26 protein-coding genes and 1 tRNA gene are annotated in these 26612 nt (G+C 72.1%); 15 read left to right on the top strand and 12 right to left on the bottom strand.

Annotated elements, in window-relative coordinates:
- Window positions 1–160: 160 nt before the first annotated feature.
- Window positions 161–1669, top strand: a complete 1509-nt coding sequence (gene cysS / locus C463_RS09135; RefSeq protein WP_008442959.1) for a cysteine--tRNA ligase — start codon at window positions 161–163, stop codon at window positions 1667–1669.
- Window positions 1670–2173: 504 nt separating this feature from the next.
- Here cysS and pheA read toward each other — a convergent pair.
- The 3 genes from pheA to C463_RS09120 all read right to left on the bottom strand — a co-directional run bounded on the left by pheA (window position 2174) and on the right by C463_RS09120 (window position 5156).
- Window positions 2174–2980 (bottom strand): prephenate dehydratase, encoded by an 807-nt coding sequence (pheA, locus tag C463_RS09130; RefSeq protein WP_008442958.1) that lies wholly within the window; start codon window positions 2978–2980, stop codon window positions 2174–2176.
- Between the two features lie 89 nt (window positions 2981–3069).
- Complete coding sequence (locus tag C463_RS09125) at window positions 3070–4284, bottom strand: DR2241 family protein (protein WP_008442957.1); 1215 nt, start codon at window positions 4282–4284, stop codon at window positions 3070–3072.
- Window positions 4285–4286: 2 nt separating this feature from the next.
- On the bottom strand, window positions 4287–5156 hold the full coding sequence (locus C463_RS09120; RefSeq protein ID WP_008442956.1) for a CbiX/SirB N-terminal domain-containing protein: 870 nt from the start codon (window positions 5154–5156) through the stop codon (window positions 4287–4289).
- A 190-nt stretch (window positions 5157–5346) separates the two neighbouring features.
- Between C463_RS09120 and C463_RS09115 the strand changes: the two genes are divergently transcribed.
- From C463_RS09115 to C463_RS09095, 5 genes are all read left to right on the top strand, one after another.
- Entirely contained in the window at window positions 5347–5877 is a 531-nt protein-coding gene (locus tag C463_RS09115; protein WP_008442955.1) for a DUF7523 family protein, read from the top strand.
- A gap of 87 nt (window positions 5878–5964) precedes the next feature.
- Window positions 5965–6489: a hypothetical protein gene (locus C463_RS09110; protein ID WP_049905740.1), complete on the top strand. Its 525-nt coding sequence runs from the start codon at window positions 5965–5967 to the stop codon at window positions 6487–6489.
- A gap of 213 nt (window positions 6490–6702) precedes the next feature.
- On the top strand, window positions 6703–8349 hold the full coding sequence (gene thsB, locus C463_RS09105; RefSeq protein ID WP_049905762.1) for a thermosome subunit beta: 1647 nt from the start codon (window positions 6703–6705) through the stop codon (window positions 8347–8349).
- Between the two features lie 186 nt (window positions 8350–8535).
- Window positions 8536–8790 carry a glutathione S-transferase N-terminal domain-containing protein gene (locus tag C463_RS09100; protein WP_008442950.1) on the top strand — a complete coding sequence of 85 codons (255 nt, stop codon included), beginning with the start codon at window positions 8536–8538 and terminating at the stop codon, window positions 8788–8790.
- Between the two features lie 48 nt (window positions 8791–8838).
- Window positions 8839–9207, top strand: a complete 369-nt coding sequence (locus C463_RS09095; RefSeq protein WP_008442948.1) for a DUF192 domain-containing protein — start codon at window positions 8839–8841, stop codon at window positions 9205–9207.
- Between the two features lie 20 nt (window positions 9208–9227).
- Here C463_RS09095 and C463_RS09090 read toward each other — a convergent pair whose 3' ends face one another.
- The 6 genes from C463_RS09090 to C463_RS09070 all read right to left on the bottom strand — a co-directional run bounded on the left by C463_RS09090 (window position 9228) and on the right by C463_RS09070 (window position 15066).
- Window positions 9228–10766 (bottom strand): ATP-binding protein, encoded by a 1539-nt coding sequence (locus C463_RS09090; protein ID WP_008442946.1) that lies wholly within the window; start codon window positions 10764–10766, stop codon window positions 9228–9230.
- Window positions 10767–10853: 87 nt separating this feature from the next.
- Window positions 10854–13451 carry a DNA topoisomerase I gene (locus C463_RS09085; RefSeq protein WP_008442944.1) on the bottom strand — a complete coding sequence of 866 codons (2598 nt, stop codon included), beginning with the start codon at window positions 13449–13451 and terminating at the stop codon, window positions 10854–10856.
- A 106-nt stretch (window positions 13452–13557) separates the two neighbouring features.
- The gene (locus C463_RS19205) at window positions 13558–13725 is read right to left on the bottom strand and encodes a hypothetical protein (protein WP_008442942.1); all 168 of its coding nucleotides are present in this window, start codon (window positions 13723–13725) and stop codon (window positions 13558–13560) included.
- 590 nt (window positions 13726–14315) lie between these two features.
- Window positions 14316–14397 (bottom strand) — tRNA-Ser (locus C463_RS09080).
- A 27-nt stretch (window positions 14398–14424) separates the two neighbouring features.
- Entirely contained in the window at window positions 14425–14685 is a 261-nt protein-coding gene (locus C463_RS09075; RefSeq protein WP_008442940.1) for a hypothetical protein, read from the bottom strand.
- Window positions 14686–15066 carry a Rid family detoxifying hydrolase gene (locus C463_RS09070; RefSeq protein ID WP_008442937.1) on the bottom strand — a complete coding sequence of 127 codons (381 nt, stop codon included), beginning with the start codon at window positions 15064–15066 and terminating at the stop codon, window positions 14686–14688. It abuts the gene before it with no gap.
- Window positions 15067–15188: 122 nt separating this feature from the next.
- On the opposite strand from C463_RS09070, the gene C463_RS09065 reads away from it, so the two are divergent.
- Window positions 15189–15587, top strand: coding sequence for a zinc ribbon domain-containing protein (locus C463_RS09065; RefSeq protein WP_008442935.1), 399 nt, complete (start codon window positions 15189–15191; stop codon window positions 15585–15587).
- 40 nt (window positions 15588–15627) lie between these two features.
- On the opposite strand, the gene ubaA is transcribed toward C463_RS09065, so the two are convergent.
- The 3 genes from ubaA to C463_RS09050 all read right to left on the bottom strand — a co-directional run bounded on the left by ubaA (window position 15628) and on the right by C463_RS09050 (window position 18703).
- Window positions 15628–16440, bottom strand: a complete 813-nt coding sequence (gene ubaA / locus C463_RS09060) for an SAMP-activating enzyme E1 (protein ID WP_008442930.1) — start codon at window positions 16438–16440, stop codon at window positions 15628–15630.
- Between the two features lie 61 nt (window positions 16441–16501).
- On the bottom strand, window positions 16502–17962 hold the full coding sequence (locus C463_RS09055) for a hypothetical protein (RefSeq protein WP_008442929.1): 1461 nt from the start codon (window positions 17960–17962) through the stop codon (window positions 16502–16504).
- 150 nt (window positions 17963–18112) lie between these two features.
- Window positions 18113–18703 (bottom strand): 50S ribosomal protein L15e, encoded by a 591-nt coding sequence (locus C463_RS09050; RefSeq protein WP_004598111.1) that lies wholly within the window; start codon window positions 18701–18703, stop codon window positions 18113–18115.
- A 327-nt stretch (window positions 18704–19030) separates the two neighbouring features.
- Between C463_RS09050 and C463_RS09045 the strand changes: the two genes are divergently transcribed.
- From C463_RS09045 to C463_RS09010, 8 genes are read left to right on the top strand one after another with little or no spacing between them, the layout of a single operon-like run.
- Window positions 19031–20128, top strand: coding sequence for a nicotinate-nucleotide--dimethylbenzimidazole phosphoribosyltransferase (locus C463_RS09045; protein ID WP_008442920.1), 1098 nt, complete (start codon window positions 19031–19033; stop codon window positions 20126–20128).
- Window positions 20125–21450, top strand: a complete 1326-nt coding sequence (locus tag C463_RS09040) for a cobyrinic acid a,c-diamide synthase (protein ID WP_008442918.1) — start codon at window positions 20125–20127, stop codon at window positions 21448–21450. Before C463_RS09045 ends, C463_RS09040 begins: the two co-directional genes overlap by 4 nt.
- Entirely contained in the window at window positions 21447–22475 is a 1029-nt protein-coding gene (locus C463_RS09035; protein WP_008442917.1) for a CobD/CbiB family cobalamin biosynthesis protein, read from the top strand. The genes C463_RS09040 and C463_RS09035 overlap by 4 nt, the downstream gene beginning before the upstream one ends.
- On the top strand, window positions 22466–23263 hold the full coding sequence (gene cobS / locus C463_RS09030) for an adenosylcobinamide-GDP ribazoletransferase (RefSeq protein WP_008442915.1): 798 nt from the start codon (window positions 22466–22468) through the stop codon (window positions 23261–23263). Before C463_RS09035 ends, cobS begins: the two co-directional genes overlap by 10 nt.
- Entirely contained in the window at window positions 23263–24006 is a 744-nt protein-coding gene (locus C463_RS09025) for a GTP--adenosylcobinamide-phosphate guanylyltransferase (RefSeq protein ID WP_049905759.1), read from the top strand. Before cobS ends, C463_RS09025 begins: the two co-directional genes overlap by 1 nt.
- Window positions 24003–25070 (top strand): aminotransferase class I/II-fold pyridoxal phosphate-dependent enzyme, encoded by a 1068-nt coding sequence (locus tag C463_RS09020; RefSeq protein WP_008442911.1) that lies wholly within the window; start codon window positions 24003–24005, stop codon window positions 25068–25070. The genes C463_RS09025 and C463_RS09020 overlap by 4 nt, the downstream gene beginning before the upstream one ends.
- Complete coding sequence (locus C463_RS09015; protein ID WP_049905757.1) at window positions 25063–25842, top strand: adenosylcobinamide amidohydrolase; 780 nt, start codon at window positions 25063–25065, stop codon at window positions 25840–25842. Before C463_RS09020 ends, C463_RS09015 begins: the two co-directional genes overlap by 8 nt.
- Window positions 25839–26612 carry a cob(I)yrinic acid a,c-diamide adenosyltransferase gene (locus C463_RS09010; protein WP_008442903.1) on the top strand — a complete coding sequence of 258 codons (774 nt, stop codon included), beginning with the start codon at window positions 25839–25841 and terminating at the stop codon, window positions 26610–26612. The genes C463_RS09015 and C463_RS09010 overlap by 4 nt, the downstream gene beginning before the upstream one ends.

Below are 26612 nucleotides of genomic sequence, written 5' to 3'. Positions count from 1 at the left end.
AGCGGAGCGACCGAGTGAGGAGCGCAGCGAGCGTACGGCGCTCTCCCGACTGGGGCTTTGGAGGTGCCCGTCGCCACCGATTCCCAACCGGATCGGGTACAGCTTCCTCGTCTTGTTAGATCCGACGATTTGAAACGCTCACCTCGGCAACCACGTCGTAATGAGTCTCGTCGTTACCGACACCCTGGAAGACGAGCGCGTCGATTTCACGGCCGACGGCGACGTCACGCTGTACGTCTGCGGCCTGACGGTGTCGGACGACCCCCACCTCGGGCACGCCCGCCTGTGGTTCCACGCGGACGTGCTCCACCGCTGGCTCGACCACGTCGGCTACGACGTGCGCCACGTCGAGAACGTCACGGACGTCAACGAGAAGATCACGGCCCGGGTCGGCGAGCGCGACGGCTGGACCGCGGAGCGCGACGTGGCCGAGACGTTCACGGCGAGCGTCTTCGATTCGATGCGCGGGCTGAACCTGAAGCGCGCCGAGGTGTACCCCCGCGTCACCGAACACGTGCCGGAGATCGTCGACCTCGTGGAGACCCTGATCGAGCGGGGGTACGCCTACGAGTCGAACGGCTCCGTCTACTTCGACGTGACGACCTTCGACGAGTACGGGAAGCTCTCGAACCAAGACCTCGACGCGCTCGAAGCGCAGGGCGAGCCCGACGAGCGGTCGGAGAAGCGGAATCCGGCGGACTTCGCGCTCTGGAAGGCCGACGGCGTGAGCGAGACCGCCGCGCGCGAACACGCGAAACACGACCACGGCGCCGAGACGCCCGCGGGCGAGACGTGGGAGTCGCCGTGGGGCGAGGGGCGCCCCGGGTGGCACGTCGAGTGCTCGGCGATGTCGACGACGCATCTCGGCGACACGCTCGACATTCACATGGGCGGCCGCGACCTCGTGTTCCCGCATCACGAAAACGAGATCGCACAGTCGGAGGCGGCCACCGGCGAGGCGTTCGCGCGCCACTGGCTTCACGTCGGCTTACTGGAGATGGACGGCGAGAAGATGTCCTCCTCGATCGGCAACTTCTGGACCGTGCCGGACGCCCTCGACGAACTCGGCGTCAACGTGATCCGGACCTTCTACGCGGGGGCCGCCTACCGCTCCGAGCAGGCGCTCACCGAGGAGACGATCGCCGAGGCCGAGGAGCGCTGGGAGCGGCTCTCGCGCACCTACGACCGCGCCGTCGACGCGCTCGACTCGACCGACGCCGGCGCGAAGGCGACAGACAGCGACCTCCGCGACGCGGTCGAGGCCGCCCGCGGCGACTTCGCGGCCGCGATGAACGACGACCTCAACCTCCGAGAGGCGACCGCGGCGCTCCTCGACCTCACCGACGCGGTGAACCGGCACGTGGACGAGGCGGGCGGCGCGGCGGCCGAAAGCGGTGGCGCCGAGCCCGCCTACGACTACCGCGGCCTGCGCGAGGCCGTCGAGGCGTTCGAAGCGCTCGCCGGCGACGTGCTCGGGCTCCAGTTCGAGTCGCCGAGCGACGGCGACGTCGACCTCGCGGGCGAGCTGGTCGAGCTCGTCCTCGACGTGCGCGAGGCCGAGCGCGAGGCCGGCAACTACGAGCGCGCGGACGAGCTCCGGGACGCGCTCCGCGAGGTCGGCGTCGAAATCGAGGACGGCCCGGACGGCGCGACGTACCGGTTCGAGTAAGACGGTAATTCGACTTTCGTCGGAGGGATCGTCAGTATGGCGATAGTAGTGGATGTCTCGGTCGCTCGTTTATAAACAGCTGCCGACGGATCAGGAGAGAACGCCTCCAAAGCCCCAGTCGCGAGGACGACGCACGCTCGCTGCGCTCGCTCCTTGCGGCCCTTGCGTCGCCTGCGTCGTCCTCGCGACTGCCCCTTTGAGTCCCGCCCGGACAGCAACGCCGGAAGACGTTCCTGCTCGCTTCGCTGCGCGGGCTGCGACTTCCGTGCTCCCGCTCGCTCCGCTCGTCGGACCGCAGCCTCACGCCTCCCCAGCCTCGTCGGTGGTCCTCCGCTTCGCTCCGGACCACCGACTCCCTCGCGCGTGCTCCTCGCGCCCTCCGGGCGCTCGTCGGCACGCGCCACCGCACAGCCGCGTTCATTTATATACCGTCGTCATCCACACGTATAGTAATTTAAATACCGGAGCAGTGAGGTCGGGCCACCACGTTCCGAGGCTCAGCCCTCAGTCCAACACGTGTTCGGTGTCGTACGAGCCGAGCACCTTGACCCAGCCCTTGTCCGTGATGGCCTCGACGTCTTCGACCGCCTTCGCCATGTGGTCCTCGTAGAGGCCGGCGTCCACGTCGAAGTGGAAGAGGTAGTCGCCGAGGCGCTCGCCGCTCGGACGCGACTCGATCCGCGAGAGGTTGAGGTTGCGGTCGGCGAACGCCTCCAGCAGTTCGAGCAGCAGGCCGGGGTAGTTCGCGTTCGGGTAGACGATCAGCGTGGTCTTTCCGCCCGCGTCGGCGCGAGCGGACTCGGGCGCGACGACGAGGAACCGGGTCGCGTTCGACGTCCGGTCCTGGATGTCCGCCGCGAGGATTTCGAGGTCGTCGCCGGTGTTGTCCGGGTGTCCGATACCGGCGACGCGGGCGTCCTCGCGGGCGCGCTCGACCCCGCGAGCCGTCGAGGCGACCGCTTCGAGGCCGGCGTCCGGATAGTTCGACTCCAGCCAGTTGCGGCACTGCGCGAGCGCCTGCGAGTGGCTCGCGACGACCTCGAACGCGTCGTCCTGCGCGAGGAGGGCGTGCCGGATCGGCGTGACGACCTCGCGGGTGACGGCGACGTCGTAGTCGGCGAGCGCGTCGAGGCTCTCAGTGACGGAGCCTTCGATGCTGTTCTCGATGGGGACGACCCCGCGCTCGAACTCGCCGTCGGCGACGGCGTCGACGATGGCGGTGACCGATTCGCGGAACGACACCTCGGCGGCGACGGCGCGCGCGGCGCGGTGCGAGTACGTACCGGCGGGACCCAACGTGATGGCGTTCATTGCCCCACCGTTTCAGGGGAGCCGAGAAAAGCCTGCGGGGCGCGGCGATGTTTCCGGGGCGGAGCAGTCGGTCCAGCCCCCGGAGGGAGTCACTCCTCGTCCGGCTCGGTCGGCACGCCGCCGAGGTTCCCGTCCTCGTCGAACAGTTTCGCGCGGAGGAACCGGGTCCGATACCGGTTCGCGCCCTCCTTCGTGTCCGCCTCGCGGATCTCGTCGGTCCGGCCGTCCGCGACCGCGTCGATGATATCTTCCACCTGCTCCTTCTCGCTCGGCGTCAGGTCGAACTCGTACGTCCGCGGCTGCTCGCTCTCCAGCCGCGTCCACTTCCGCGCGGCCGACACGACCACGGAGCAGGGCTCGCGGCAGGGGAACGCGCCGTCGCCGCCGTCCACGTCGAGGTCGGTGTCCTCGTCGTACTCCCACTCGCGGCGCTTCAGGCACTGGGAGTCGTCGCAGCACGCCTCCGCGACCCAGTCGACGTGCTCGTGGCCCTCGCCGCGGTCCCACGTCTTCACGACGCCGTAGATGCCCGACTGGCGCTCCATCGTCTCGCGCCAGTGGGTCACGTCCAGTTCGTCCTCGCGCTCCCGGTGCCAGTTGGCGACGGTCGCGGGGTAGATCGTCTCGACCGTCTCGTAGAGGTCGCGCGGGCCGAGGTCGGGGAAGACCCAGCCGCCGGCCAGCGACGGCGCCGTCTTGAGGGGGCGGTACCGCCCCTTCTCGTCGAAGGTGACCAAGTCGCGCGCGTCGAGGGGGTCCTCGTACGCGTCGAGCTCGTCGACCGGGATGCCGGCGTCGTCGGCGTGGCGCACGTCGTAGCGGCGCTCCCCGCGGTCGGTGACCGTGGCCGTAATCTTCAGTTCGCCCCACGCGCGCTCGATCCCCTCGGCGAGCGCGGCGTACCGGGTCTCCACGGTCTCGCCGTCGGCGTCCTCGATCCAGCGGAGGAACGCGCGGCGCGGGCCGAACTCGCCGACGACGCGCTCGAAGACGTACCAGTCGGTGACGGCGGCGGCGCGCTCGGACAACGCCTCGTGGAGGTCGCGCTCGGTCAGCCCGGTCCGGCGGTCGCCGTCGGCGGGGTCGAGGCGGTACGCGTCCGCCGCGTCGCCGGACAAGTCCTCGTCGGCGCCCTCGGCGCCGCGTGCGACGCTAAACCCCTCGAACCGGAGGATCTCGTCCGGGTCGCGGTCGTCGAGCGAGTCGAGGACCGCGTCGAAGGCGTCACCGGGGAGGTCGACCTCCGGGACCGCCGGCTCGTGGGCCGCCGTCGGGTCCGCGGTCTCGGGGCGCTGGTCGTCCACGGTCAGTCCCCCGTGGCGACGCGGGTCGTCTCGCGCACGTCGTCGAGCGCGGTCCCGAGGTCGGCGCCGGCGTCGGCGGCGCGCTCCAACACCACGTCCGCCGTGAGCGGCTCCGTCCCCACCGCGCCCGCGTACCAGATCCGGGTGCCGTCGACCGTCTCGGGCACGTCGTACCCCTCCGTGTGGTCCTCACAGAGTCCCACGTCCTCCGGGATGTCCTCCTGCGTGTGGTAGCCGTCGGCGATGAAGAGCGGGACGAGGACGACGTCGTCGCTCTCGAAGTGCTCCGGGAGGTCGTCGACCTCCGGGTCCTCGTCCATGTACAGCGCCTTCACCTCGTCGAAGCGGTCGCGCTCGGCGATCCGGTCGGCGTGGTACTCGATCGCCTTCGCGCTGTTCTCGTTGCGCTCGGTGCCGTGGCCGACGACCGCGAGCCCGAACCCGTCGCCCACGTCGGGATCGTCCGTCACCGACTCCGCGCGCCGGACGATCACGTCGGCCATCGCGCGGTGCGTCCCCACCGGGCCGCAGTAGTGGACCTCGCGGTCGATGTCCTCGGCGACGAGCGTGGCCTGATCGGCGGAGAGGCCGTCGGAGCCCCACTCGGAGACGTCCCAGCCGGCGAGCCGGAGCTCGCGGGGGATCACCTGCTCGGTGAAGTACCCCTCCGAGATGAACAGCGGGACGACGTATATCTCGTCGCCCTCGACGGTGCGGAGCACCTCTCGGAAGTGGGGCTCCTCCTTCCAGAACCCGGTGCGGACCTCGTCGAAGGCACCGGTGGCGCGGATCGTGTCGGCGTGGTCGTACGTCGGCGCGCTCGACTCGGGGTTGAGGTGAGAGCCGTGCGCGACGATGACGAGCGACTGCATACCCGTGCTGGGGCCGCGCCGCTCTTAGGGACTTCGGAGGCTGCGGGGCGCCGAGAACGCCGAGCCGTCGCGGCCGAGAACGCCGAGCCGTCGGCGGCGAGCGGTCCGCGCGGTCCGGGAACAGTCAGCGCGTTCCGGCGAGCGGCCTCCGACCGAAACGATCTTGCCCGCCCGACGCGCAGCCCAGCACATGTCGCTGGCAGCCGAGACGCGCGAGGCGGTCAGGGCGCGACCGTTCCTCCGGGACGCGCTCCGCGCCGGACTGGTGAACCACAGCGCCGCCGCGACCTGGCTCGCCGAGCGGGCCGGCCTCGACGGCGACTCGGATGCGATCGCGGCCGCGCTCCGCCGGTTCCGGGAGGACCTCCCGGCGTACGAGACCGACCCCCGGGCCGCGAGCGTCACCATGCGGAGCGGCGTGGGCGTGGTCGACGACGCGAGCGACGGGGACGGGAACCGAGCGGGCGAGAGTCTCCTCCTCCGCGTCGGCGACGCGGCGGTCGTCGACGGCGGCGACCGCACGGCGATCCTCGCGACCGGCGACGTCGACGTCGCGGCGCTGGCGAACGCGCTCGGTCGACTCGCCGCCGCGGACGTGGACATCGCGGCCGCGGGCGTGGCGGGCGACGCGCTCGTCTGCGTCGTCTCGCGGCGCGACGGCGCGAACGCGGTGCGGGTCGTCGAAGCGGCGCTCGACGCGGTGCCGGTCGACGAAAACTAATCGGCCGGCCGAAAACTAACCGGCCGATCGAGCGAACCGATCCTGTCCGGGACGGCCTTTTTGCCGCTCTCGCTCCCAGCCGATCCCGTGTTGCTCACGACCGCCTTCGTCTTCCACGTGCTCTCCGGCGCGCTGTGGACCGGCGCGACGCTGTACGTCGTCTACGCGACCCTGCCGCGGGCGACCGACGGGACGCTCGGTCGCGACGCGTTCGTCGACGCCGCGCACCGCCTCCTCATGATCACGCGCTGGACCGGGGTGGTCCTCCCCGTCACCGGCACGTACATGGTCTGGCGGCTGTACACGCCGCTCGAAGTCCTCGTGACGACCGGGCAGGGGTGGGCAGTCCTCGCGATGCTGTCGCTGTGGGGCGCGATGAACGGGCTTGTCGAACTCGGCGTCCTCCGGATGCGCCGCGAGGTCGACCCCGACGTCGGGTGGGGTCGGTACATGACCGAGGGGTTTCCGATGGATGCGCTCGCCGGGGCCGGAAGCGTTCCCGGGGGTGCCCGACTGGCGTCCGTCGCCCGCCCTTACCTCCTTGCGAGCGGTGGGCTGGCCGTCCTACTGCTCGTCGACGCCGCGCTCCTCGCCGGCGGGATACCGGGGTAGCAGAACCGAGAGCGGAGTATATAAACGAGAGCGAAAGGGCCTTCTCGGTTCGAGAGAGATCAATGCTAACTCCTCGCATGAATTTCGGACAAAAGCTCCGTTGTCGTGCGGTTTTCGCCGATCGGTGGCCGCGCCTCACCAATAGGACCGGTCGGCCCTCACCGAGACATTTATATAGAATCACAATCAATCAAACGCTGTATGAGTCAGCGAATGCAGCAGGGTCAGCCGATGATCATCATGGGCGATGACGCCCAGCGCGTCCAGGACAAGGACGCACAGGAGTACAACATCTCCGCGGCGCGCGGCGTCGCCGAGTCAGTCCGCTCGACGCTCGGACCGAAGGGGATGGACAAGATGCTCGTCAACTCGATGGGCGACGTCACGATCACCAACGACGGGGTCACCATCCTCCAAGAGATGGACATCGACAACCCGACGGCCGAGATGGTCGTCGAGGTCGCCGAGACCCAAGAGGACGAGGCCGGCGACGGGACGACCAGCGCGGTCGCCATCGCGGGCGAGCTGCTGAAGAACGCGCAGGATCTCCTCGAACAGGACATTCACCCGACAGCGGTGATCAACGGGTACAACCTCGCGAGCGAGTACGCCCGTGAGCAGGTCGACGAGGTCGCGACGGCCGTCGACCCCGACGATACGGAGACGCTGCTGAACGTCGCCGAGACGTCGATGACCGGGAAGGGCGCCGAACTCGACAAGAAGACCCTCGCCGACCTCGTCGTCCGCGCGGTACAGGGCGTCACGGTCGAGGCCGACGACGGCTCCCACGTGGTCGACCTCGCGAACCTCAACATCGAGACGCGCACCGGCCGCGCGGCAGGCGAGTCCCGCCTGCTCACTGGCGCGGCGATCGACAAGGACCCGGTCCACGAGGACATGCCGACCGACTTCGAGTCGGCGAACGTCCTCCTGCTCAACGACCCGATCGAGGTCGAGGAGGCCGACGTCGACACCTCCGTCAACGTCGACTCGCCGGACCAGCTCCAGAAGTTCCTCGACCAGGAAGAGGAGCAGCTCCGCGAGAAGGTCGACCAGATCGTCGACTCCGGCGCGGACGTCGTCTTCTGTCAGAAGGGCGTCGACGACCTCGCGCAGCACTACCTCGCAAAAGAGGGAATCCTCGCGGTTCGCCGCACGAAGAAGTCCGACCTGACGTTCCTGAAGAACGTCCTCGGCGCGCCGATCGTCACCGACCTCGACTCGCTGACCGCCGACGACCTCGCGGTCGGCTCGATCGAGCGCGACGACGACGAAGAGCTGTTCTACGTCGAGGGTGAGGACTCCCACGGCGCCACGCTCCTCCTGTACGGCACCACCGACCACGTGGTCGACGAGCTCGAACGCGGCATTCAGGACGCGCTCGACGTGGTCTCGACGACCGTCTCCGACGGGCGCACCCTGCCCGGCGGCGGCGCGGTCGAGGTCGAGATCGCGCGCCGGCTGCGCGACTACGCCGACTCCGTCGACGGGCGCGAGCAGCTCGCGGTCGAGGCGTTCGCTGACTCCCTCGAACTGATCCCCCGCGTGCTCGCAGAGAACGCGGGCCTCGACGCGATCGACCTGCTGGTCGACCTGCGCGCGGCCCACGAGGCGGGCGATCAGCACGCCGGGCTCGACGTGTTCGCCGGCGAGGTCGTCGACACGGCCGACGCGGGCGTCGTCGAGACGGCCCACGCCAAGGAACAGGCGATCGCCTCCGCGGCCGAGGCGGCGAACCTGGTCCTGAAAATCGACGACATCATCTCGGCGGGCGACCTCTCGACGGCGGGCGGCGACGACGAGGGCGGCGCCCCCGGCGGCGGTATGGGCGGTATGGGCGGCATGGGCGGCGCGATGTGAAGTCGGTCACAGACTGACTCCCACCGCCCGCCGCTGTCTCAATCCACAGACGCTCCGTTTTCCCCCGTTTCGACCACGACCAGCCGAGAGGCCAGCGGCGTCGACGAGCGCAGCGTCGCTCGTCCGTGCGCGGCAGACGCATCCGCGGCCGCACCTCTTTACGGATCCATCTCCTACGAGACGGTGATGGCAAACCTAACTCTCTACGAACTGGAAGGCTGTCCGTACTGCGCGAAGGTCAAGACGAAGCTGGCGGACCTCGACCTGGAGTACGAGTCGATCATGGTGCCGCGCTCGCACGGCGAGCGCACCGAGGTCGAGGAGGTCTCCGGGCAGACCGGCGTCCCCGTCCTCGTCGACGAGGACCACGGGGTCGAGGGGATGCCCGAGAGCGACGACATCGTCGAGTACCTCGAAGAGACGTACGGGAGCGCGAGCTAAGGCGCCGGCGCCGATCGAACGAGAGGCTATTTATCCGCCCGCGGCAAGGTGGCGAGCGTGCGACTCGTACATCGCCCCGACGCGACGGGCGACCGGACCGAGACCGTCCTCGCCAGCGACGTCGACGTCGCCCGGTCGACGCTCGAACAGGCCCGCGGGCTGATGTTCCGGCGGTCGATCCCGGACGACTACGCTCTCGTCTTCCCGTTCGACGAGCCCGAGACGCAGTGGCTCCACATGCTGTTCGTGCCGTTCGCGATTGACGCGGTGTGGCTCGCCGACGGCGAGGTGACGGCGAAAAAGCGGCTCGCGCCGTTCATCGGGCTGGGTCGCGGCCGCGCCGACACCGTCGTCGAACTGCCGGCCGGGGCGGCCGAGTCGGCCTCGGTCGGCGATGAACTCCGGCTCGACGAGTGACCGACCGCCGCGCGACCTGCCTACGCGCCGTCGCCGAACTCGTCGGGAGCGAACAGCTCCCCGTCTTCGGGCGGTTCTCTTTCCGCGGCGCGCAGCGACAGCTCGATCCGGCTGCCGCCGGCCTTGCTCTCGGCGATGTCGAGGCTCCCGCCCCCGGCGGTGACGATCCAGTTCACGTACCAGAGGCCGAGCCCGCTCGCGTGGTCGAGCGGCGTCTCCTCGCCGGTGAGGACGGCGCGTTCGGCCGGCGGGATACCCGGACCGTCGTCGGCGACGACGAGCGAGACCCACGACTCGCTGGGTAGCTCCGCGGCGGAGACCCGGACCCGCGGGTCGTCGGCGTCGTTGTGCCGTATCGCGTTGTCGACGAGTTCGCTGATCGCCTCGGGGAGGAACGCGACCGCGGAGACGGCGAGCCCCTCCGGAACGTCGACGTCGACGGTGGCCCGGGCGCGGAGCGTCTGATCGAGCGATTCGAAGGCCGCGTCGACCCCGGGCGCGAGCGTGATCGGTCGCGGTGAGGGTCGCTGGGAGAGCAGTCGCTCCACCTTCCGCGAGGTTTCGCCGAGGCGCAACAGCCGCTCGGCGGTGTCGACGACGCGTTCGAGTTCGGCGACGAGGTCGGGGTCGTCGACCGCCTCGATGGCCCGCCCGGTGAACCCGGTGACCACGTTCAGGTCGTTCCGGAAGTTGTGTCGCAGCACGCGGGTCAACACCGCGAGCCGCTCCTCTCTGAGCGACGCCTCGGTGAGGTCCTCGCCGACGCCGACCGCGCCGACGACCCGGTCGCCGTCGGTCACCGGCCCGACCGAGAGGCGGTACGGGATGCGCTCTCCGGAGCGGGTGAGCAGCCGCGCTTCGCAGGAGACGGCCTCCCCGTCACGGTACACCCGCGAGAGCGCCTCGCTGACCTCGTCCCGCGTCGCCTCGTCGAACAGCGACGTGAGCGCCCGCCCGGACAGCGACGTCGGCTCGTAGCCCGAGTCGGCCGCCAGCCGGTCGTTCCACCGGGAGAGCGTCCCCTCCTCGGTACAGCGGAACAGCGCGAGCGGGACGGTGTTGGCGAGCGCGTCGACGAGCCGGCGCTCCCCGTCGCGCTCGGCCTCGGCGGCGACGCGGGCGGTGGCGTCGGAGAGCCCGACGACGAGCCACTCGCTCCCGGCGATCGTCGCCGTGTGGACCGCCGCGTCGACCCGGAGTCCCGGGTCGCCGAGCCGGAGGTCCCACTCGAACCGCTCGACTCCGGCGTTCGCGCCGTTGGAGTCGGGGGAACCAGACGCGGACGCGGCGCCCGCGACGTCGGCGATCGGCTCGCCGGAGACGGCGGCGTCGGTCTCGCCGAGGTCGGGGAGGCCCATCAGCGTCAGCGTGCCGCGATCGTGGCCGACGAGGTCGGCCGCCGGCGCGTTCGCGGCGCGGACGGCCAGCGTGTCCGGGTCGCAGGCGAGCGTCGGGGTCGGCACCGCTTCGACGAACGCCCGGAGGATCCCGGTCGCGGCGGCGTCGCCGCTCGACGGCGATCGGTCGTCGGCCGACGAGTCCGCGTCGCGGTCACCCATCTGTCGGCAGTCGAGAGGCTCCGCGCATATGTGGTTGTGGTTTAATAGATCTCGTCGGGACCGAAGCGGTCGGTGACGCGGTCGCGATTAGTCGGCCTTGGCCTGCCAGTCGCGAACCGTGTCCGCGCCCACGCCGTCGACATCGGCCGCGATGTCGTTCGGGTCGGCGGATTTGAGCTCGTCGACGCCGTCGACCCCGGCGTCTTTCAGCTTCGCGGCGGTCTTCTCGCCGATCCCCTCGACCGCCTGAAGCTCCGAGCCCTCCTGTCGGGCCGTGAACTCGCGGTAGTTACAGATCGGGCAGCCGAGCTCCCACGGCTCGTCGCCGGAGTGGACCCGGAGGTGCGGGAGGTCGTGCTCCTCGCAGGTCTCGTCGGTGATCTCTATCTCGCCGCGCCGGGGGAGCGGCAGCGAGTAGTCGCAGTCCGGGTAGCGCGTACAGCCGACGAGCCGGGAGCCGGAGCGGAGGCGCTTGACCGCGAGTTCGCCCCCGTGTTCCGCCCCGCAGTCGGGACACGTCCCGATCACTTCGTCCTCCTGTTCGTCGGCCTCGTCCGCCTTACACTGCGGGCAGCCGTGGACGAACGTCTTCCGGCCGGCGAGCATCTTCACGTGGCGGAGGTCGTGCTCCTCGCAGGTCTCGTCCAAGAGGAGCGGCTTCCCGGTCGACGGGAGCGGGAGGGTGTACTCGCAGTCCGGGTACCCGTCGCAGCCGACGAAGTACGACCCCTGCCGCGACTTGCGGACGAGGAGGTCGGCGCCGCACTCGGGACACGGGCCGAGGGTCTTGTCCGCCTTCAGCGAGCTCTGGAGGTGGTCGCCCACCGCCTCGCGCGACTCCGTGAGGTCGTCGAACACGCGCGAGAGCAGGTCGCGCGAGGCCTCGGTCACCTCGTCGTACTCCTTCTCGCCGGCCGCGATGGCCGCCATATCCCGTTCGAGCTGGGCGGTCATCTCCTCGCTCACGATCCGGTCGGCGAACTCCTCGGCGGCCTCGACGACCGCCTCGGCGAGCCGCGTGGGGCGCGGCGGGTCGCTCTCGACGTAGTTGCGGTCGTACAGCTTCTCGATGGTGCGGTGGCGGGTCGCCTTCGTCCCCAGCTGCCGCTTCTCCATCTCCTCGATGAGCCGGGACTGTCCGTAGCGCCGCGGGGGTTGGGTCTCCTTCCCCTCGGTAGTGCGGTCGGACAGCGACAGCGTCTCGCCGACCTCGACGTCCGGCACGATCCGCTCGTCGCTGGAGCGGTACGGGTAGACGTCGTGGTAGCCGGCCTCCAGCAGCCGCTTCCCGTTCGCCTTCAGCCGCAGGCCGCCGTCCGCGACGAGGTCGGCCGCCCCCGCCGCGTCGTCGGGATTACGAAGGGCGGCCAGCCCGTCGGCCCCCTCGGCGATTGGCGTCGCCTCGCCGTTCGCCAGCGCGACGACGCGCAGGCGCTCCCACGTCGCGGGGTCGGCGCAGGTGGCGAGGAACCGGCGGACGATCAGCTCGTACACCTCCCACTCGTCGTCGGAGAGGTCGGCGGCCGAGGGGAGCTCGCCGGTGGGGTGGACCGGCGGGTGGTCCGTCGTCTCCTCGTCGCCCTCGGTCGGCTCGATATCGCGGTCGCCGTCGAGCAGGCTCGCGGCGTCCTTCCCGAACGTCGAGGCCGCCGAGAGCTCCTCGATCAGCTCCTCGGGCTCCAAGTCCTCCGGGTACACCGTGTTGTCGGTCCGCGGGTAGGTGACGTAGCCGGCGGTGTAGAGGTCCTCCGCAAGCGACATGGCGCGCTGCGCGGAGTAGCCGAGCGACCCCGCCGCGCGGATGAACGCGGTGGTGTTGAACGGCGTCGGCGGGTCGTCGGTCTGGGTCCGCCGGGTGACGTCGTCGACCGTGGCGCCGTCGGCCGCGTCGAGCGCATCCGCGAGCGTCTCGGCGACCGCCTCGTCCCAGACGCGCTCGCGCTCGTTGCCCTCGTCGTTCAGGTAGAAGTAGCGCGCCTCGAACGGATCGCCGCCCGACTTCGCCAGCTCGCCCGTCAGCTCCCAGAAGGACTCGGGGTCGAACGCCTGTATCTCGCGCTCGCGGTCGACGATGAGCTTGAGCGTCGGCCCCTGGACCCGGCCGACGGAGATGAAGTCGTCGCCGCGCTGGCGCGCGGACAGGGAGAGGAAGCGAGTGAGCGCCGCGCCCCACGTGAGGTCGATGATCTGTCGCGCCTCGCCGGCGGCCGCCAGCTCGAAGTCGAGGTCGTCGGGGTTCGCGAACGCCTCCTGTACCTCGTTCTCCGTGATCGAGGAGAAGCGCACGCGGTCGACGGGGACGTCCTCGTTCACCTCGCGGACGAGTTCGTACGCCTCCTTGCCGATCAGTTCGCCCTCGCGGTCGTAGTCGGTCGCGATGACGACGCGGGAGGCGTTGCGGGCGAGCCGGCGCAGCGCGGCGACGATCCCCTCCTGCGTCGGCGTCTTGGTGACGGGCGCGTCGATCAGCTCGACCGGCTCGACGTCGCGCCAGTCGTTGTACTCGGCGGGGAAGTCGACGCCGACGACGTGGCCGGAGAGCCCGATACACCGCTTGCCGCCCCACTCGTAGACGTTGACGTCGTTCATCCGCTCCGCGGTCGCGGACTCGCCGCTCAGGATGTCGGCGATGCGCCGCGCCGCGTTGTCCTTCTCCGTGATTATCAGCTCGGGGCCGCGACTCATTGCGCCGAGATACGCCGTTCCCGGGTCTAAAGCTTTCGCGACGCGAGATTACGGGCAGGCTCGGCAGCGGACGGTCAGCGAGAAGGGACGGGCCGGGCGCGGCCGGTCACGTGGCCGCGTCCTCGGACTCGGCGAGGAACTCCGCGTCTGTGGCCTCGGCATACGGTTCCGGGGGTTCGTCGTCCGCCTTGAGTTCACGCCGTGCGAGGTGGTTCTCCAGTTGGCGGCGCTTGTTCCTCCCTTTCCGCTCGCGGCCCGATTTCGTGTCTGGCATCGTCACCCGTGACAACAACACCCACACATATGAGTCTTGTGTCGGAGTGAAGACGTGTCAGCGAGGAGTGGATCTGGCCGACAGCAGCGATATAGCGGATAAATACCCGCGAACGACAGCGATCGGTCACGAGAGAACCGCGGTGGCGCGTGCCTGCGAGCGGCCGCCTCCGGCGGCCGCGAGTCAGCACGCGCGGGGGAGTCAGTAACCGGAGCGAAGCGGAGGCGACTGACGAGGCTGGGGAGGTGTGAGGTGCGGTCCCGCGAGCGACCGAAGGGAGCGAGCGGGAGCACGGAAGTCGCAGCCCGCGCAGCGACTGGAAGGAGCGAGCAGGACCGTCTTCCGGCGGTTGCGGTGCTGTCGGGGCGGGACTCAAAGGGGCAGCCGCGAGGCGGGCGCAGGCGATGTAAGCACCGCAACGAGGGAGCGGCAGCGACCGAATGAGGAGCGCAGCGAGCGTGCGCCCGCCTCGCGGCTGGGGCTTTGGAGGTGTTCGTCGTCGCTCAGTGGACGTTCACGTATCACCGGGCGGTTGGAACTCTGAAGCCGTTCGTCGCCGTCGCTCCTCGCTCGTTATTGCGACAGCAAAACGCCAGGAGAGGGATTTGAACCCCCGATCCCGGATGGGAACACGCTTTCCAGGCGTGCGCCTTACCACTCGGCCATCCTGGCTCACCCGATGATACTCCGGTGCGACTGTTAAGTCCTTCTTTTCGCCCGGAGTCGAACCTCGGCCACATACGCGAGACCCGCCGACGCGACCGCCACCGCGAACGCGACGAGTGCCAATCCCCAGTACCCGACCGGCAGCGATCCGGGACCGAGGAGCCGGTACCCCTGCGCGAGCGCGAGGAAGGCGAACCCGCCGACGACGCCCCACAGCGCCGCGGACCGCGCTCTGGCGCGCGGTGTCGCGGGTGCGCCGGGCTGCTCCGCCGATCCCGCCCCGCCGTCAACCATCTACTCGACGACGGCGACCGCCTCGATCTCGACGCCGGCGCCCTTCGGGAGCGCGCCCGCTTCGACCGCGGAGCGGGCCGGCGGCGACTCGTCGAAGTAGCCGGCGTACGTCTCGTTCATCTCGTCGAAGTCGTCCATGTCGGCGAGGAACACCGTCGTCTTGAGCACGTCCTCGGGGGCGGCGCCCGCCTCCTCCAGCACCGCGAGGAGGTTGTCGAGCGCCTGCTCGGTCTGGACCGCGATGGGCGCGTCGTCGAGCAGGTCGCCCTCGGGCGTCAGCGGGATCTGCCCGGCCGTGAACACGATGTCGCCGTCGGTCGTCGCCTGACTGTACGCGCCCACCGCCGCCGGCGCGTCGTCCGTGTGGATGGTCTCCTTCATGTGGGTGCGTCTTCGACCGGCGGACTCAAGAGTACTCTGGAGGGAAGCCGGCGACGGGATCTCGGACGCGGGCGGCGAACCCACCGTCAGACACAAGCGGCTGGAATGGTAACATGACACGTATGACGGGAGATCAGCTCCTGCCGCTCGCCGCGGTCTTCGTCGGCGTGGCGGCGCTCAACCTCGCGGTGACGTGGCTGCTCGTCAGGCGGAACCGCGATCCCGCGGAGCTGTTCGGCTCGGTCGCGACCCGGTCGCCCGACGCGGACGGCGAGGGGGTCGGGCCGGCGCTCGCACTTGACGGCGAGCCGGACGCCGACCGGACCGGCGAAGCGAGCGACGGAGGCGCCGAGGACGGCCCCCCGCCGCTCGACGCCGACGGGGAGACAGCCGTCTGCCGCCACTGCGGCGCCGAGAACCGCGCCGACTACCGCTACTGCCGCTGGTGCGTCCGGTCGGGGCTCGTCGACGAGGAGTCGGGGGGCACCGCGGAAACCGCGATGACCGACCGGTCGCTGTGACCGTTCGAGGCTGGTCGACGAACTCGCCGGTCCGAGAGAATCAGGCCGCGTCGATCTGACAGCCGGCCGCGTAATCGATCCCGTCGATGCTGTCGATGCCGTCGTCGCCGCACACCGGACAGTCGGGGTTGCGCGCGTACGGCACCGTCTCGAACGAGAGGTCCATCGCGTCGTAAAACAGCATGCGACCGACGAGCGGGTCGCCCACGTCCATGAGCAGCTTCACCGCCTCCGTCGCCTGAAGGCAGCCGACGGTCCCGGGAAGGACGCCGAGGACGCCGGTGCTGGCGCAGTCCGGCACGGTCCCCGGTTCCGGCGGCTCCGGGAATAGACAGCGGTAGCAGGGCCCCTCGGGCGAGAGCGTCGTCACCTGCCCCTCGAACTTGTAGATGGCGCCGTGCGAGACCGGCACCTCCTCGATCCGGGCGGCGTCGTTCACCACGTAGCGGGTGGCGAAGTTGTCCGAGCAGTCGAGGACGACGTCGTAATCTGAGATTAGTTCGCGTGCGTTGCCCGCGTCGAGCCGCAGTTCGTGTCGCTCGACGTCGACGTCGGGGTTGAGGTCGGCGACGAAGTCGGCCGCCGAGTCGACCTTCTTGCGCCCCACGTCGTCGTCGCCGTGGATCACCTGTCGCTGGAGGTTCGAGCGCTCGACCACGTCGTCGTCGACGACGCCTATCGTCCCGACGCCCGCGGCCGCGAGGTACTGGATCGCCGGCGAGCCGAGGCCGCCCGCGCCGACGACGAGGGCGCGGGCGTCGAGCAGCCGCTTTTGGCCCTCCGGGCCGACGTCGTCGAGGATGACGTGTCGGGAGTAGCGGTCGAGTTGGGTCGCGTCGAGCGAGAGGCTCATGCCCGTGACCAGTGCCGGCGCGGATATAACCGTGTTCCCGAGGCGGTGCCGCGCGGCCGACTCACTCCCTCGACGCCGCCACGGCGTCGGTCATCCAGCAGTCCTCCACGTCGCCGAGGGAGGTGTCCGTGTCGCCGCTCCCGCCGCCGACGCGGACGAGCCGGAACTCGTAGCGGCCGGTGACGCTGCCGTTCTCTCGGGTGACCACCTCGACGGTCGCCGCGTCGTCGGCTATCTCCGGCACCGAGTACTGCGCCGTGTCGTACGTGAGCATCGGTCCGTACCGCTCCGTTTCGAACAGTTCGGCGTACTGGTCGACGGAGCCGACCGCCTCCTTGTTCTCCGGCGACGCGAACGCCCGAAGGGTCCGGATGCCGTCGTTGGTCTCGTCGTCGTTGTAGCGGAGCGCGTTCAGCTGGATCTGGACGACCTGAAGCGCGGACCGCTCGCAGGTGGGGGAAAGCGCCGTGTTCCGCGCCGCCTCGCCGGTCGGATCGCCCTCGGCGACCGAGACGGTGTTCGCGCCGTCGCCGTCAGCGGTGGATCCCCCGCTCCCGCCGTCGGTGTCGCTCGTCGATCCGCTTTCGTTCGTCGACCCGCTCGCGTCCGGGTCCGTCGCCGACGGGTCTGTCGTTCCGTCGCCTCCGACACCGGCGATACCGTCCGGACCGCCGAGTCCGGCGGTACCGGCGGCGAACCCGGCTCCCGCCGCCGCGACGAGGAGCGCGGCGACGGCGACCGCCGCGAGGACGGTTCGCGGAGAGCGCCGATCGCTCGGCGCGTCGATGGCGGTCGCCGTCGCCTCGCCGCTCGGCTCCGACGCGGCGGCGGCCGGTCGGTCCTGTGTCCGCGAGTCGCCGGCCGATTCGGTCGCGGTCCGGTCGGTGCGCGGGGTGGCGGTATCGCTTCCCGTCGCGCCCGACGCGAAGGCGCCGGTTGCCGCGGCATCGTTCGGTACGTCGTCGTTGGTCGCGTCGCTGTCGTCCGCTCCGTCGTCGCCCGGCACGCCGCTGTCGTCCGGTTCCTCGCCGTCCGTCGCCTCGACATCCGTCGCCTCGACGTCCGCCGTGCCGGCGGCGGGATCCACCGCCTCGTACGCTTCGGACCGGACCGAAGTGCCGAGGAGTCGGTCGGCGATCGCGTTCGCCTCCGCCGGCGGCACGGCGTACAGGAGACGCCGTCGGAGGGCCGCCGGCGTCACGAGGTCAGCGTCGAGTTCGACGCCGAGGTCGCCGAGCGAGTCACTCGCGACGACGACGGCGTCGATCGCGTCGGGAGCGACGGCGTCGACCACGTCGACGATGTCGACGGGATCGTCGGGCGCGTCTCGGGCCGCGGCCGCGACGGCGAGCAGTTCGGTCCGGCGGTCACCCTCCGACACCGTGACGCGCGGCGCGTCGACCTCGACATCGTCGGCGGTCGCCGCGTACGTCTCGCCGACGAGCGTCGCGAACGCGTCGCTGTCGAGCGACTCAAGTTCGGTCGCGAACGCGTCGAGCGGAATCGGGGTGTTCGCGGTCACCGGTGGATCGCCACGTGGTCCGCTAGTACGTGACGCGGTCTCTTTGCTCTTGCGTCGGGAGAGACGCCGTGGCCGTTCGTCGGAGGAGACGGCGCGGCCGCTCGTCGGGAGAGCGAACCGCGAGGAAAAGCGCCGGCGTCGGCGCGGGCGCTACTTGCCCTGCCGGTCGTTCGAGGTGACGCTCGGGCGCGTCTTCTCGGTGCCCTTGCCGCGTTTGCGCTGGCCGCGGCCCTTGGTGCCGGCGGAGGTGAGCCCGCGGTACGCGCGACCCTTGTGGTCGTCCGAGCAGATCCAGTTCAGCTGGTCGTCGTTCTCGATCGCGGGGTGGGCGGGGTCCACGAGGATGACCTCGTGCCACTTCTGGGAGCCGTCCTCACCGACCCAGTAGGAGTTGAGCACGCGGAGGTTACGGTACTTCCGCGAGGCGCGCTCCTCGGCGATGCGCTGGATCGACTTTCGCCGCGAGACGCGGTTGACGCCCTGGCGCTTCGAGCGGCGACCCGCCTTGAAGCGCTGCTTGCGCGAGCCGCCCTTCCGGACGCTCACGCGGGCGACGATGACGCCCTGCTTGGCCTTGTAGCCCAGTTCGCGGGCCTTGTCCAGCCGGGTGGGGCGCTCGATGCGCTCGATGGCGCCCTGGTCGCGCCACTCCTGTTTGCGCTGCCACTGCAGCTCCGCTAATTTCCCCTCCTTGGGGGACCGCCACGCCTCCTTGATGTGCGAGTAGAAGCTTCGTGCCATTGTGTGTTGCGCGGACGGTTGCGATTCAGCCGCGAGGGGCCACATGTCGTCTCGTCCCGGGGCGCGCGGCGGTCGGTCCGACCGCGGCCTCGGCGGCGAGTGCCCGCTGTGTCCGCACCAGCGAGTTGGCGAAATTATCCGCGGTTCACTCTTAACCGCTTCGCTCCGCGGGTCGCGTGGGGGACGGTGACAGGGAGACGAGCGGAACGGGGAGACGAGCGAACCGCCGCGCGTCGACCGATTAAAGTTCACTTGTATCCATGAACCGTCAGTGGTGTACATCGACGCCGCGCCGGGACTCAGCGGGCTCGACGGAGGGGGGGCCGGATGGGCGACGTGAGGCTCGTCGTCGTCGCCGGGACGACCGAGACGGCCGCGATCGAGGGGATCAGCGCCGCGGGCGCCGACCCCGAGCTTCGCGTCCACACGCCGAGCGCCGACCTCGAGATCGTCGAGGCGGGGTGCCCCGCGCCGGACTCGCCCGTGCCGGTGAGCCCGAGCGGCTGTCCGACCCCTGCGGTCGTCACCCGGGCGGTCCGGGAACTGCTCGGCCCCGAGTCGCTCCCCGTCGAGTTCCTCGATGCCGGACTCGGCGCGCCGACCGCGGCGACCGTCCGCGACGCGGGCGCGTCCCCAGGGGGCGACGTGCGCGCCCCGGAACCGGTCCCGGAAGCGGCGACGGTCTTCGAGCGCGCGCGCTCGCTGGCGCCGGAGCTGGCTGAAACGAAGCGCGGCGGTGACACGGAAGACGGACCGGCCGAACTGCTCGTCGCCGAGACGATCCCCGGCGGGACGACGACCGCGCTCGGGGCCTTGACCGCGCTCGGCGAGCGCGCCGCCGTCTCCTCGTCGCTGCCGGCGAACCCGGTCGAACGCAAGCGCCGCGTCGTCGACGAGGGGCTGGACGCGAGCGGCCTCGACCCGGGCGACGCGGCCGGCGACCCGATCGAGGCGGTCCGGCTGGCGGGCGACCCCGTCCTCGCCGCGGTCGCCGGACTGATCGTCGGCTGCGCGGACGCCGGGGTCGACGTCACCCTCGCGGGCGGCACCCAACTCGCGGCCGCGGCGGCGCTCGCCCGGCACGCGGGCGTCGATCACCCGCTCCCGCTGGCGACCACGTCGCTGGTCGCCGGCGACCCCACCGCGGACCTGCCGGCGCTCGCCGACGACCTCGACCTGGCCCTCTCGGCCGCCGACCCCGGATTCGCCGAGAGCGACCACCCCGCGATGGCGGCGTACGCCCGCGGCGAGGCGAAGGAGGGCGTCGGCATGGGCGGGGCGCTCGCTCTCGCGGACCGCGCGGGCGTCGGCGACGCCGCCGTCCGCAACCGGATCGCGAGCGTGACCGACCGACTGCTCGCGGAGCGAACGGCGGCTGACGGCGAAGCGGGACGCCCCGCCGCGAACGGAGGCGACCCGCCGTGAGGGGACTCGTCCTCGCCGGCACGGCCTCCGGCGTCGGCAAGACGGTGGCGACGCTCGCGGCGCTGCGCGCGTTAGAGGCCGCGGGGCGGAGCGTCCAGCCCGCGAAGGCGGGCCCGGACTTCATCGACCCGAGCCACCACGCGCGGGTCGCCGGGCGCCCGTCGCGGACGCTCGACCCGTGGCTCCAAGGCGAGGACGGGCTCCGCCGCAACTACGCCCGCGGCGAGGGCGACGTCTGCGTGATCGAGGGGATGATGGGACTGTACGACGGCAGCGCCGCCAGCACGGCCGGGGTCGCGGCCGCGCTCGACCTCCCGGTCGTCCTCGTCGTCGACGCGAGCGCCGGGATGGAGAGCGTCGCGGCGACCGCGCTCGGATTCGAAGCGTACGCCGAGGAGGTCGACGCCGACATCGACGTGGCGGGCGTGATCGCCCAGCGGGCGCACGGCGGCCGCCACGAGGACGGGATCCGCGAGGCGCTCCCCGAGTCGCTCGCCTACTGCGGTCGAATCCCGCCGCGCGAGGACCTGGAGATCCCCGACCGGCACCTCGGCCTGCGGATGGGCGAGGAGGCGCCGCTCGACGACGACGCGCTCGACGCGGCCGCCGAGTCGCTCCGGACCGACCGGCTGCTCGATCTCGCGCGGGAACCGGCCGCGGGAGCGCCCGGCTCCCCCGGCGGTGACGGTGCCCAAGGCGACCGCGGCGACGCGCCGCGGATCGCGGCCGCCGACGACGCCGCGTTCCGGTTCGTCTACCCGGCCACCCGAGAGCGCCTGCGCGAGCGCGCGACCGTGGTCCCGTTCGCGCCCGCTGCCGGCGACGACCTCCCCCAGTGCGACGGCGTCTACCTCCCCGGCGGCTACCCGGAACTCCACGCCGGCGCGCTCGCCGAAGGGCCCGCGCTCGACTCGATCGCTGACGCCGCGGCCGAGGGAACGCCCGTCCTCGGCGAATGCGGCGGGCTGATGGCGCTCGCGGAGACGCTGACGACGGTCGAGGGCGACGCCCACGAGATGGCGGGCGTCCTCCCCGCGACCGTCGAGCGCCGGGAGCGGTATCAGGCGCTCGACCACGTCGAACTCCGCGCCCGGCGAGGGACCCTCACGGCGGGGTCCGGCGACCGGCTCCGCGGCCACGAGTTCCACTACTCCGCGGCCGAGGTCGGGGCCGACGCCCGGTTCGCCTTCGACGTGGAGCGCGGGACCGGGATCGACGGCGACCGGGAGGGGCTGATCGAACACCGGACGCTCGGGACGTACTGCCACGTTCACCCCGAGAGCGGGGCGTTCGACGCGTTCCTCGACGAGGTGGAGCGATGACGGCGGCCGCCACGCTCGTCCCCCCGGCCGTCACGCTCCTCGGTCCGCTCCTCCTCGCCGTCGCGCTGGACCTCGCGTTCGCGGAGCCGCCGCGGCGGATCCACCCGGTCGCGCTGTTCGGGCGCGTCGTCGGGCTATTCGACCGAGAGTGGACCCGTCCGGGGCTCGTCGGCGTCGCGGTCGCGGTCGCGCTCCCGCTCGCCGCGGCCGCAGCCGCCGGCGGGGGCGTCGCGCTCGCGGCCGAGTACGGACCGCGAGTCGGCGATGTGCCGGTCCTCGCCGTCGCCGTCGCGGGCGGGACCCTCTTCTCGACCGCAAGCCTTCGGATGCTACTCGACGTGACGAGCGAGGTCGTCGCCGAGACCGAGGCCGACCCCGACGCGGCCCGCGAGTCGGTCCGGGCGCTCGTCGGGCGCGATCCCGCCGCTCTCTCGCCGGCCGCACTCCGGAGCGCCGCGGTCGAGAGCGCGGCCGAGAACCTCGCCGACGGGTTCGTCGCGCCGCTGCTCTGGTTCGCGCTCGGGTCCGAGGCCGCCGTCGCGGTCGGCGCGGTCGCCGGCGAAGCGCCGACCGCGGAAATCGCCGCGACCGCCCTCGCAGCGGGGGTCGCGGCCGCGGTCTGGGCGAAGGCCGTGAACACGCTCGACTCGATGCTCGGCTACCGGTCGAAGCCGATCGGCCGGGCGAGCGCCCGGCTCGACGACGCCGCCATGTTCCTCCCGGCGCGCGCCGCGGCGTGCTGTCTCGCCGTCGCCGCCCGGTCGCCCGGGAGCCTACGGCGCGCGCGGCCGCTGGCCCGCGAACCGGCCTCGCCGAACTCGGGGTGGCCGATGGCGACGGCCGCGGTCGCGCTCGGGGTTCGGTTGGAGAAGCCGGGCGCGTACGCCCTCGACGGGGGGACGGAGCCGCCGACATCCGCGGCCGCGCGCAACGCCGTCCGGCTCGTCCGCGCCGCCGGCGGCGTCGCGGTCGCGGCCGCCGCCGGCTGGCTCCTCGCGCTCTCGGGGGTGATCGCGTGGTCCTGACGCTCGCCGCGCTCCGGGGCGCGCTCGGGTTTTGCTCGCGGGTCCCCGTCGGTCGGGCCGACGCGGACTGGGAGGCGTTCCGGCGGACGCCCGCCGCGCTGCCGGCGGTCGGGTACGCGATCGGCGCCCTCGTCGCGCTCCCCGTCGCCGCCGCGACGCTGCTCCCGGTCCGAATTCCGAGCCTCACGGTCGGCGTCGCGTTCGCCGCGTGGGCCTACCTCATCACCGGGATCACCCACCTCGACGGCGTCGCCGACCTCGGCGACGCGGCGGTCGTCCACGGTGACGCGGACCGCCGCCGGGAGGTGCTGAAGGACTCCGCGCTCGGCGTCGGCGGGACCGTCGCGCTCGCGCTGACAGTCGTCGCCCTCGCCGCCGCCGGCACGGCGATCGCGGAGGTGGTCCACCTCTACCCCGTCAGCGTGATCGTCCTCGTCATCGTCGCGGAGGTGGGGGCGAAGGCCGCGACCGCGGCGCTCGTCTGCGTCGGCGAGGCCGCGCACGAGGGCCTCGGATCCGCGCTGACCGAGGTCTCTGGCCCGCGATCGTTGCTCGGTGTCGCGCTCGTGGCCCTCCCCGCTGCGCTGCTTGGCCCGACGGTCGTCCGGTTCGGCGGGGGGACCCTCGTCGCGGGGGCCCTCACCGGCGCGGCCGGCGTGGCAGCGCTCGCGTTCGCGTGGGCGAACGCCCGGCTCGGCGGGATCAGCGGCGACGTACTCGGCGCGACGAACGAACTTGCCCGCGTCGTCGGGCTCCACGCGGGGGTGATCGCGTGGACGCTCTCGTGATGTGCGGCGGCCGCGGCACGCGGCTCGACGACGGCGAGAAGCCGCTGGCGCCGGTCGCCGGACGATCGATGGTCGACCGCGCGCTCGACGCCCTCGCCGCGAGCCGCGTCGAGACCGCGTACGCCGCCGTCTCGCCGCACACCCCGCGGACGCGCGAACGGATAGTCGATCGCCGGGACGGCACCGGCGGCGGCGGTACGGCGGCGGCGGAGTCGCTCGGACTCGTCGTCGTCGATACGCCCGGAGAGGGGTACGTCGCAGACCTCCAAGCGGCGCTCGCCGAGGGCCCGGAACCGCCGACGCTCACCGTCGCGGTCGACCTCCCGCTGCTCGACGGGGCGGCGGTCGACGCCGTCCTCGACGCGCGCGCCGCGGCCGGGACCGACTCGCTGTCGGTCCGCGTGCCCGTCGCACGCAAGCGGGAACTGGGCGCGAGCGCCGACGCGGCGACCCGGTACGGGGACGGCGCCGCCGACGCGAGCGCGGCCGACGATGACTCGGCCGCCGACCGCGTCCCCGCGGGGGTCAACGTCGTCGGCGCGCTCGACGGCGCTGGCAACGAGGCCGTGCGCGCGACCCGCGACGCCCGCCTCGCCGTCAACGTCAACCGCCCCGGAGACCGCCGGCTGGCCGAGCGGATCCTCGCCGGCGACCGGGACGCGTCCGCGCTCCCGAGCGGCGGGGTCGACTGGCTCGACGCGGGCGACGCGGGAACCGGGTCGCCGGGAGGTGGGCCCTCGTGAACCGTGAGCGCGCGGCGGCGCTCGGCCGCGAGCCGCACGGCAGCAGCGACGACCCCGACCTGCTCGACTTCAGCGCGAACGCGAACCCAGCGGTCCCCGAAGGGGTCGAGCGCGTGTACCGCGCGGCCTTCGAGACAGCGCGGACGTACCCGCCGGAGCCGCCAGCCGGGTTCCGGGCGGCCGCCGCCGACTACGTCGGCTGCGACCCCGAGAGCGTGATTCCGACGCCGGGCGGGCTGGCGGCGATTCGACTGGCGATCGGGCTCGCAGTCGGCGACGGCGACAGCGCCCTGCTCCCCGCGCCGAGCTTCGGCGAGTACGCCCGCGAGGTCCGGCTTCAAGGCGGCGAGCCGTCGTTCGTCGACGCCGAGCGCGTCCTCGACGCCGACCCGAGCGGCCACGCGCTCGCGGTCGTCTGTACGCCGAACAACCCCACCGGGACCGGCTACGACCGGGAGGCGCTGCTCGGGTTCGCGGAGCGGTGCCGCGCGGCGGGGACCGTCCTGCTCGTCGACGAGGCGTTCCTCGGGTTCACCGACCGCGAGTCGCTCGCGGGGACCGACGGCGTCGTCGTCGCGCGGGCGCTCACCAAGCTGTTCGGCCTCCCCGGGATCCGGACCGGCTTCGCGGTCGCGACGGGGGACCTCGGCGCGGCGATGCGGGGCGCGCGCCGGACGTGGAACCTGAGCGCCCCGGCGCTGGCGACCGGCGAGTACTGCCTCAGACAGGAGTATTTCGTCCGTGAGACCCGCGAGCGCGTCCGGCGGGAGCGCGAGCGGATGCGAGCCGCGCTCGGCGCGCGCTACGAGGTGGCGCCCTCGGAGGCGCCGTTCCTGCTCCTCGACGCCGGCGACCGCGACGTCGACGGCGTGATCGAGCGCGCCCGCGACCGGGGCGTCGCCGTCCGCGACGCGCGGACCTTCCGCGGCCTCGACTCGCACGTCCGGGTCGCGGTCCGGCGCCCGGCGGAGAACGACCGCCTCCTCGCGGCGCTCGGCGTCGGCGGCGAGAGGGGAGGAGCAGACGGAGGCAACGAGAATCGAGGTGGCGACGCCGATGTTTGAGGCGGCCGTCAGCGAGGGCGTCCTCCGGCTCCGACGGCCGGGGACGCGCTGGCTCTCGACCGGGTGGGACGGCGGGCGGTCGCGGGCGGCGACCGCGTACAACGTCAGTGTCCCGGAAGGGTTCGCCCGGACGGACCTCGCGGCCTACCGCGACGAGCGGCTGGCACGGGCGGGGTTCACCGACGGGGCAGACGGGGGGCGCGCCCCGGGGTCGGCGGCCGACCGCGACGCGCCGCCGACACTGTTCACGGGCGTCTCGATGGAGCACGCCCGGGGCGCGCGGCTCGGGCCGGTCGTCGCGTACGCGACGGTCGGGCTCTCGAACCCCGCGATGCTGCCGATAGAGCCGGCGGAGGATGGGGTGTCAGAGGCGACAGGTTCGGACGCTTCGCCCCCCGACGCCGCCGGTTCGCCGGCCGACTCGCCCGGAACGGTGAACCTGATCATCGGCGCGACGCGGCGGCTCGGCCCCGGGGCGGCGGCGAACCTCGTCGCGGTCGCGGCCGAGGCGAAGGCCGCGACGCTGCTCGCGGCGGCCGGGGTCCCGGGGACGACGAGCGACGCCGTCGTCGTCGGCGACGACCCTGAGGCCGAGCCGGCCGAGTTCTCCGGCAGCGCCACGGCGGTCGGCGGGGCGGCCCGCGCCTGCGTCCGGGACGCGGTCCGCGCGAGCCTGCGGTCGCGGTATCTGGACGGCGACGTGCCCGGTCCGGCGGCCGACGCCGAACACGGCGTCGTCACCGACGAGCGGGCGGAGGTTTTCGACCCATGACCACGAACCACGACGACACCGACGACGAGGCATCGACCGAAGACGCAGCGACCGACGCTGCCGACGAGACATCGACCGGCGACGAGGCACCGAGCGAGGCCGACCACGACCGCGCCCGCACTCCGGGCGGCGGCGCGGCCCCCGAACCGGAGCCCATCGAACCGGCCACGCCCGAGGAGTTCGGGCTGGTTCAGGCGTTCTGGGGCGACGGGAAGGGGAAGACCACGGCGGCGATGGGGATGGGGTTCCGGGCCGCAGGCCACGGCTACCGCGTCCACATGCTCCAGTTCATGAAGGGAGGCGCGGACAGCGTCGAGGGCGTCAGGGGCGAGTACAACGCGATTTCGGCCGTCCCCGGCTTCTCCTACGAGAACGCCGGCCACTACGGCTGGCACGGCCTGCTCGACGGCTCGGCCGACGACGAACACGAGGCGAAGGCGGCGGCCGCCTTCGACCGCGCGGAGACGCTCGTCACGGGCGCCACGGCGGCGGACCTGACCGAACCCCTCGCGCTCGACGGCGACCCCGAGGCGGGCGTCCACATGCTGATCCTCGACGAGGTGCTGTACGCGGCCGACCGCGGCCTCGTCGACCCCGACGACGTCGTCCGCCTCGCCGAGTCGAAGCCCGAGGACCTCGAACTCGTCCTCACCGGGAGCCACGCCGAGCCCGACTACCTCGACGGCGTCGCCGACCTGATAACGAACGTCCGCAAGGTCGCGCACCCGTTCGACGACGGCCAGCGCGCCCGCCGCGGGACGGAGTACTGA

This window comes from Halorubrum californiense DSM 19288, assembly GCF_000336875.1.
Lineage (GTDB): Archaea > Halobacteriota > Halobacteria > Halobacteriales > Haloferacaceae > Halorubrum > Halorubrum californiense.
Note: the sequence above shows the minus strand (reverse complement) of the source record. Positions and strands in the feature narration are given on the sequence as shown.

What these genes read in the sequence shown, in the direction of transcription:
- C463_RS09115 (WP_008442955.1), top strand. Translation starts at nt 5,347, where the DNA reads ATGTCGCTGGCAGCCGAGACGCGCGAGGCGGTCAGGGCGCGACCGTTC.
- cysS (WP_008442959.1), top strand. Translation starts at nt 161, where the DNA reads ATGAGTCTCGTCGTTACCGACACCCTGGAAGACGAGCGCGTCGATTTC.
- C463_RS09085 (WP_008442944.1), bottom strand. Translation starts at nt 13,451, where the DNA reads ATGAGTCGCGGCCCCGAGCTGATAATCACGGAGAAGGACAACGCGGCG.
- thsB (WP_049905762.1), top strand. Translation starts at nt 6,703, where the DNA reads ATGCAGCAGGGTCAGCCGATGATCATCATGGGCGATGACGCCCAGCGC.
- C463_RS09100 (WP_008442950.1), top strand. Translation starts at nt 8,536, where the DNA reads ATGGCAAACCTAACTCTCTACGAACTGGAAGGCTGTCCGTACTGCGCG.
- C463_RS09090 (WP_008442946.1), bottom strand. Translation starts at nt 10,766, where the DNA reads ATGGGTGACCGCGACGCGGACTCGTCGGCCGACGACCGATCGCCGTCG.
- ubaA (WP_008442930.1), bottom strand. Translation starts at nt 16,440, where the DNA reads ATGAGCCTCTCGCTCGACGCGACCCAACTCGACCGCTACTCCCGACAC.
- C463_RS09065 (WP_008442935.1), top strand. Translation starts at nt 15,189, where the DNA reads ATGACGGGAGATCAGCTCCTGCCGCTCGCCGCGGTCTTCGTCGGCGTG.
- pheA (WP_008442958.1), bottom strand. Translation starts at nt 2,980, where the DNA reads ATGAACGCCATCACGTTGGGTCCCGCCGGTACGTACTCGCACCGCGCC.
- C463_RS09075 (WP_008442940.1), bottom strand. Translation starts at nt 14,685, where the DNA reads ATGGTTGACGGCGGGGCGGGATCGGCGGAGCAGCCCGGCGCACCCGCG.
- C463_RS09015 (WP_049905757.1), top strand. Translation starts at nt 25,063, where the DNA reads ATGTTTGAGGCGGCCGTCAGCGAGGGCGTCCTCCGGCTCCGACGGCCG.
- C463_RS09010 (WP_008442903.1), top strand. Translation starts at nt 25,839, where the DNA reads ATGACCACGAACCACGACGACACCGACGACGAGGCATCGACCGAAGAC.
- C463_RS09070 (WP_008442937.1), bottom strand. Translation starts at nt 15,066, where the DNA reads ATGAAGGAGACCATCCACACGGACGACGCGCCGGCGGCGGTGGGCGCG.
- C463_RS09025 (WP_049905759.1), top strand. Translation starts at nt 23,263, where the DNA reads ATGTGCGGCGGCCGCGGCACGCGGCTCGACGACGGCGAGAAGCCGCTG.
- C463_RS19205 (WP_008442942.1), bottom strand. Translation starts at nt 13,725, where the DNA reads ATGCCAGACACGAAATCGGGCCGCGAGCGGAAAGGGAGGAACAAGCGC.
- C463_RS09045 (WP_008442920.1), top strand. Translation starts at nt 19,031, where the DNA reads ATGGGCGACGTGAGGCTCGTCGTCGTCGCCGGGACGACCGAGACGGCC.
- C463_RS09035 (WP_008442917.1), top strand. Translation starts at nt 21,447, where the DNA reads ATGACGGCGGCCGCCACGCTCGTCCCCCCGGCCGTCACGCTCCTCGGT.
- C463_RS09120 (WP_008442956.1), bottom strand. Translation starts at nt 5,156, where the DNA reads ATGCAGTCGCTCGTCATCGTCGCGCACGGCTCTCACCTCAACCCCGAG.
- C463_RS09050 (WP_004598111.1), bottom strand. Translation starts at nt 18,703, where the DNA reads ATGGCACGAAGCTTCTACTCGCACATCAAGGAGGCGTGGCGGTCCCCC.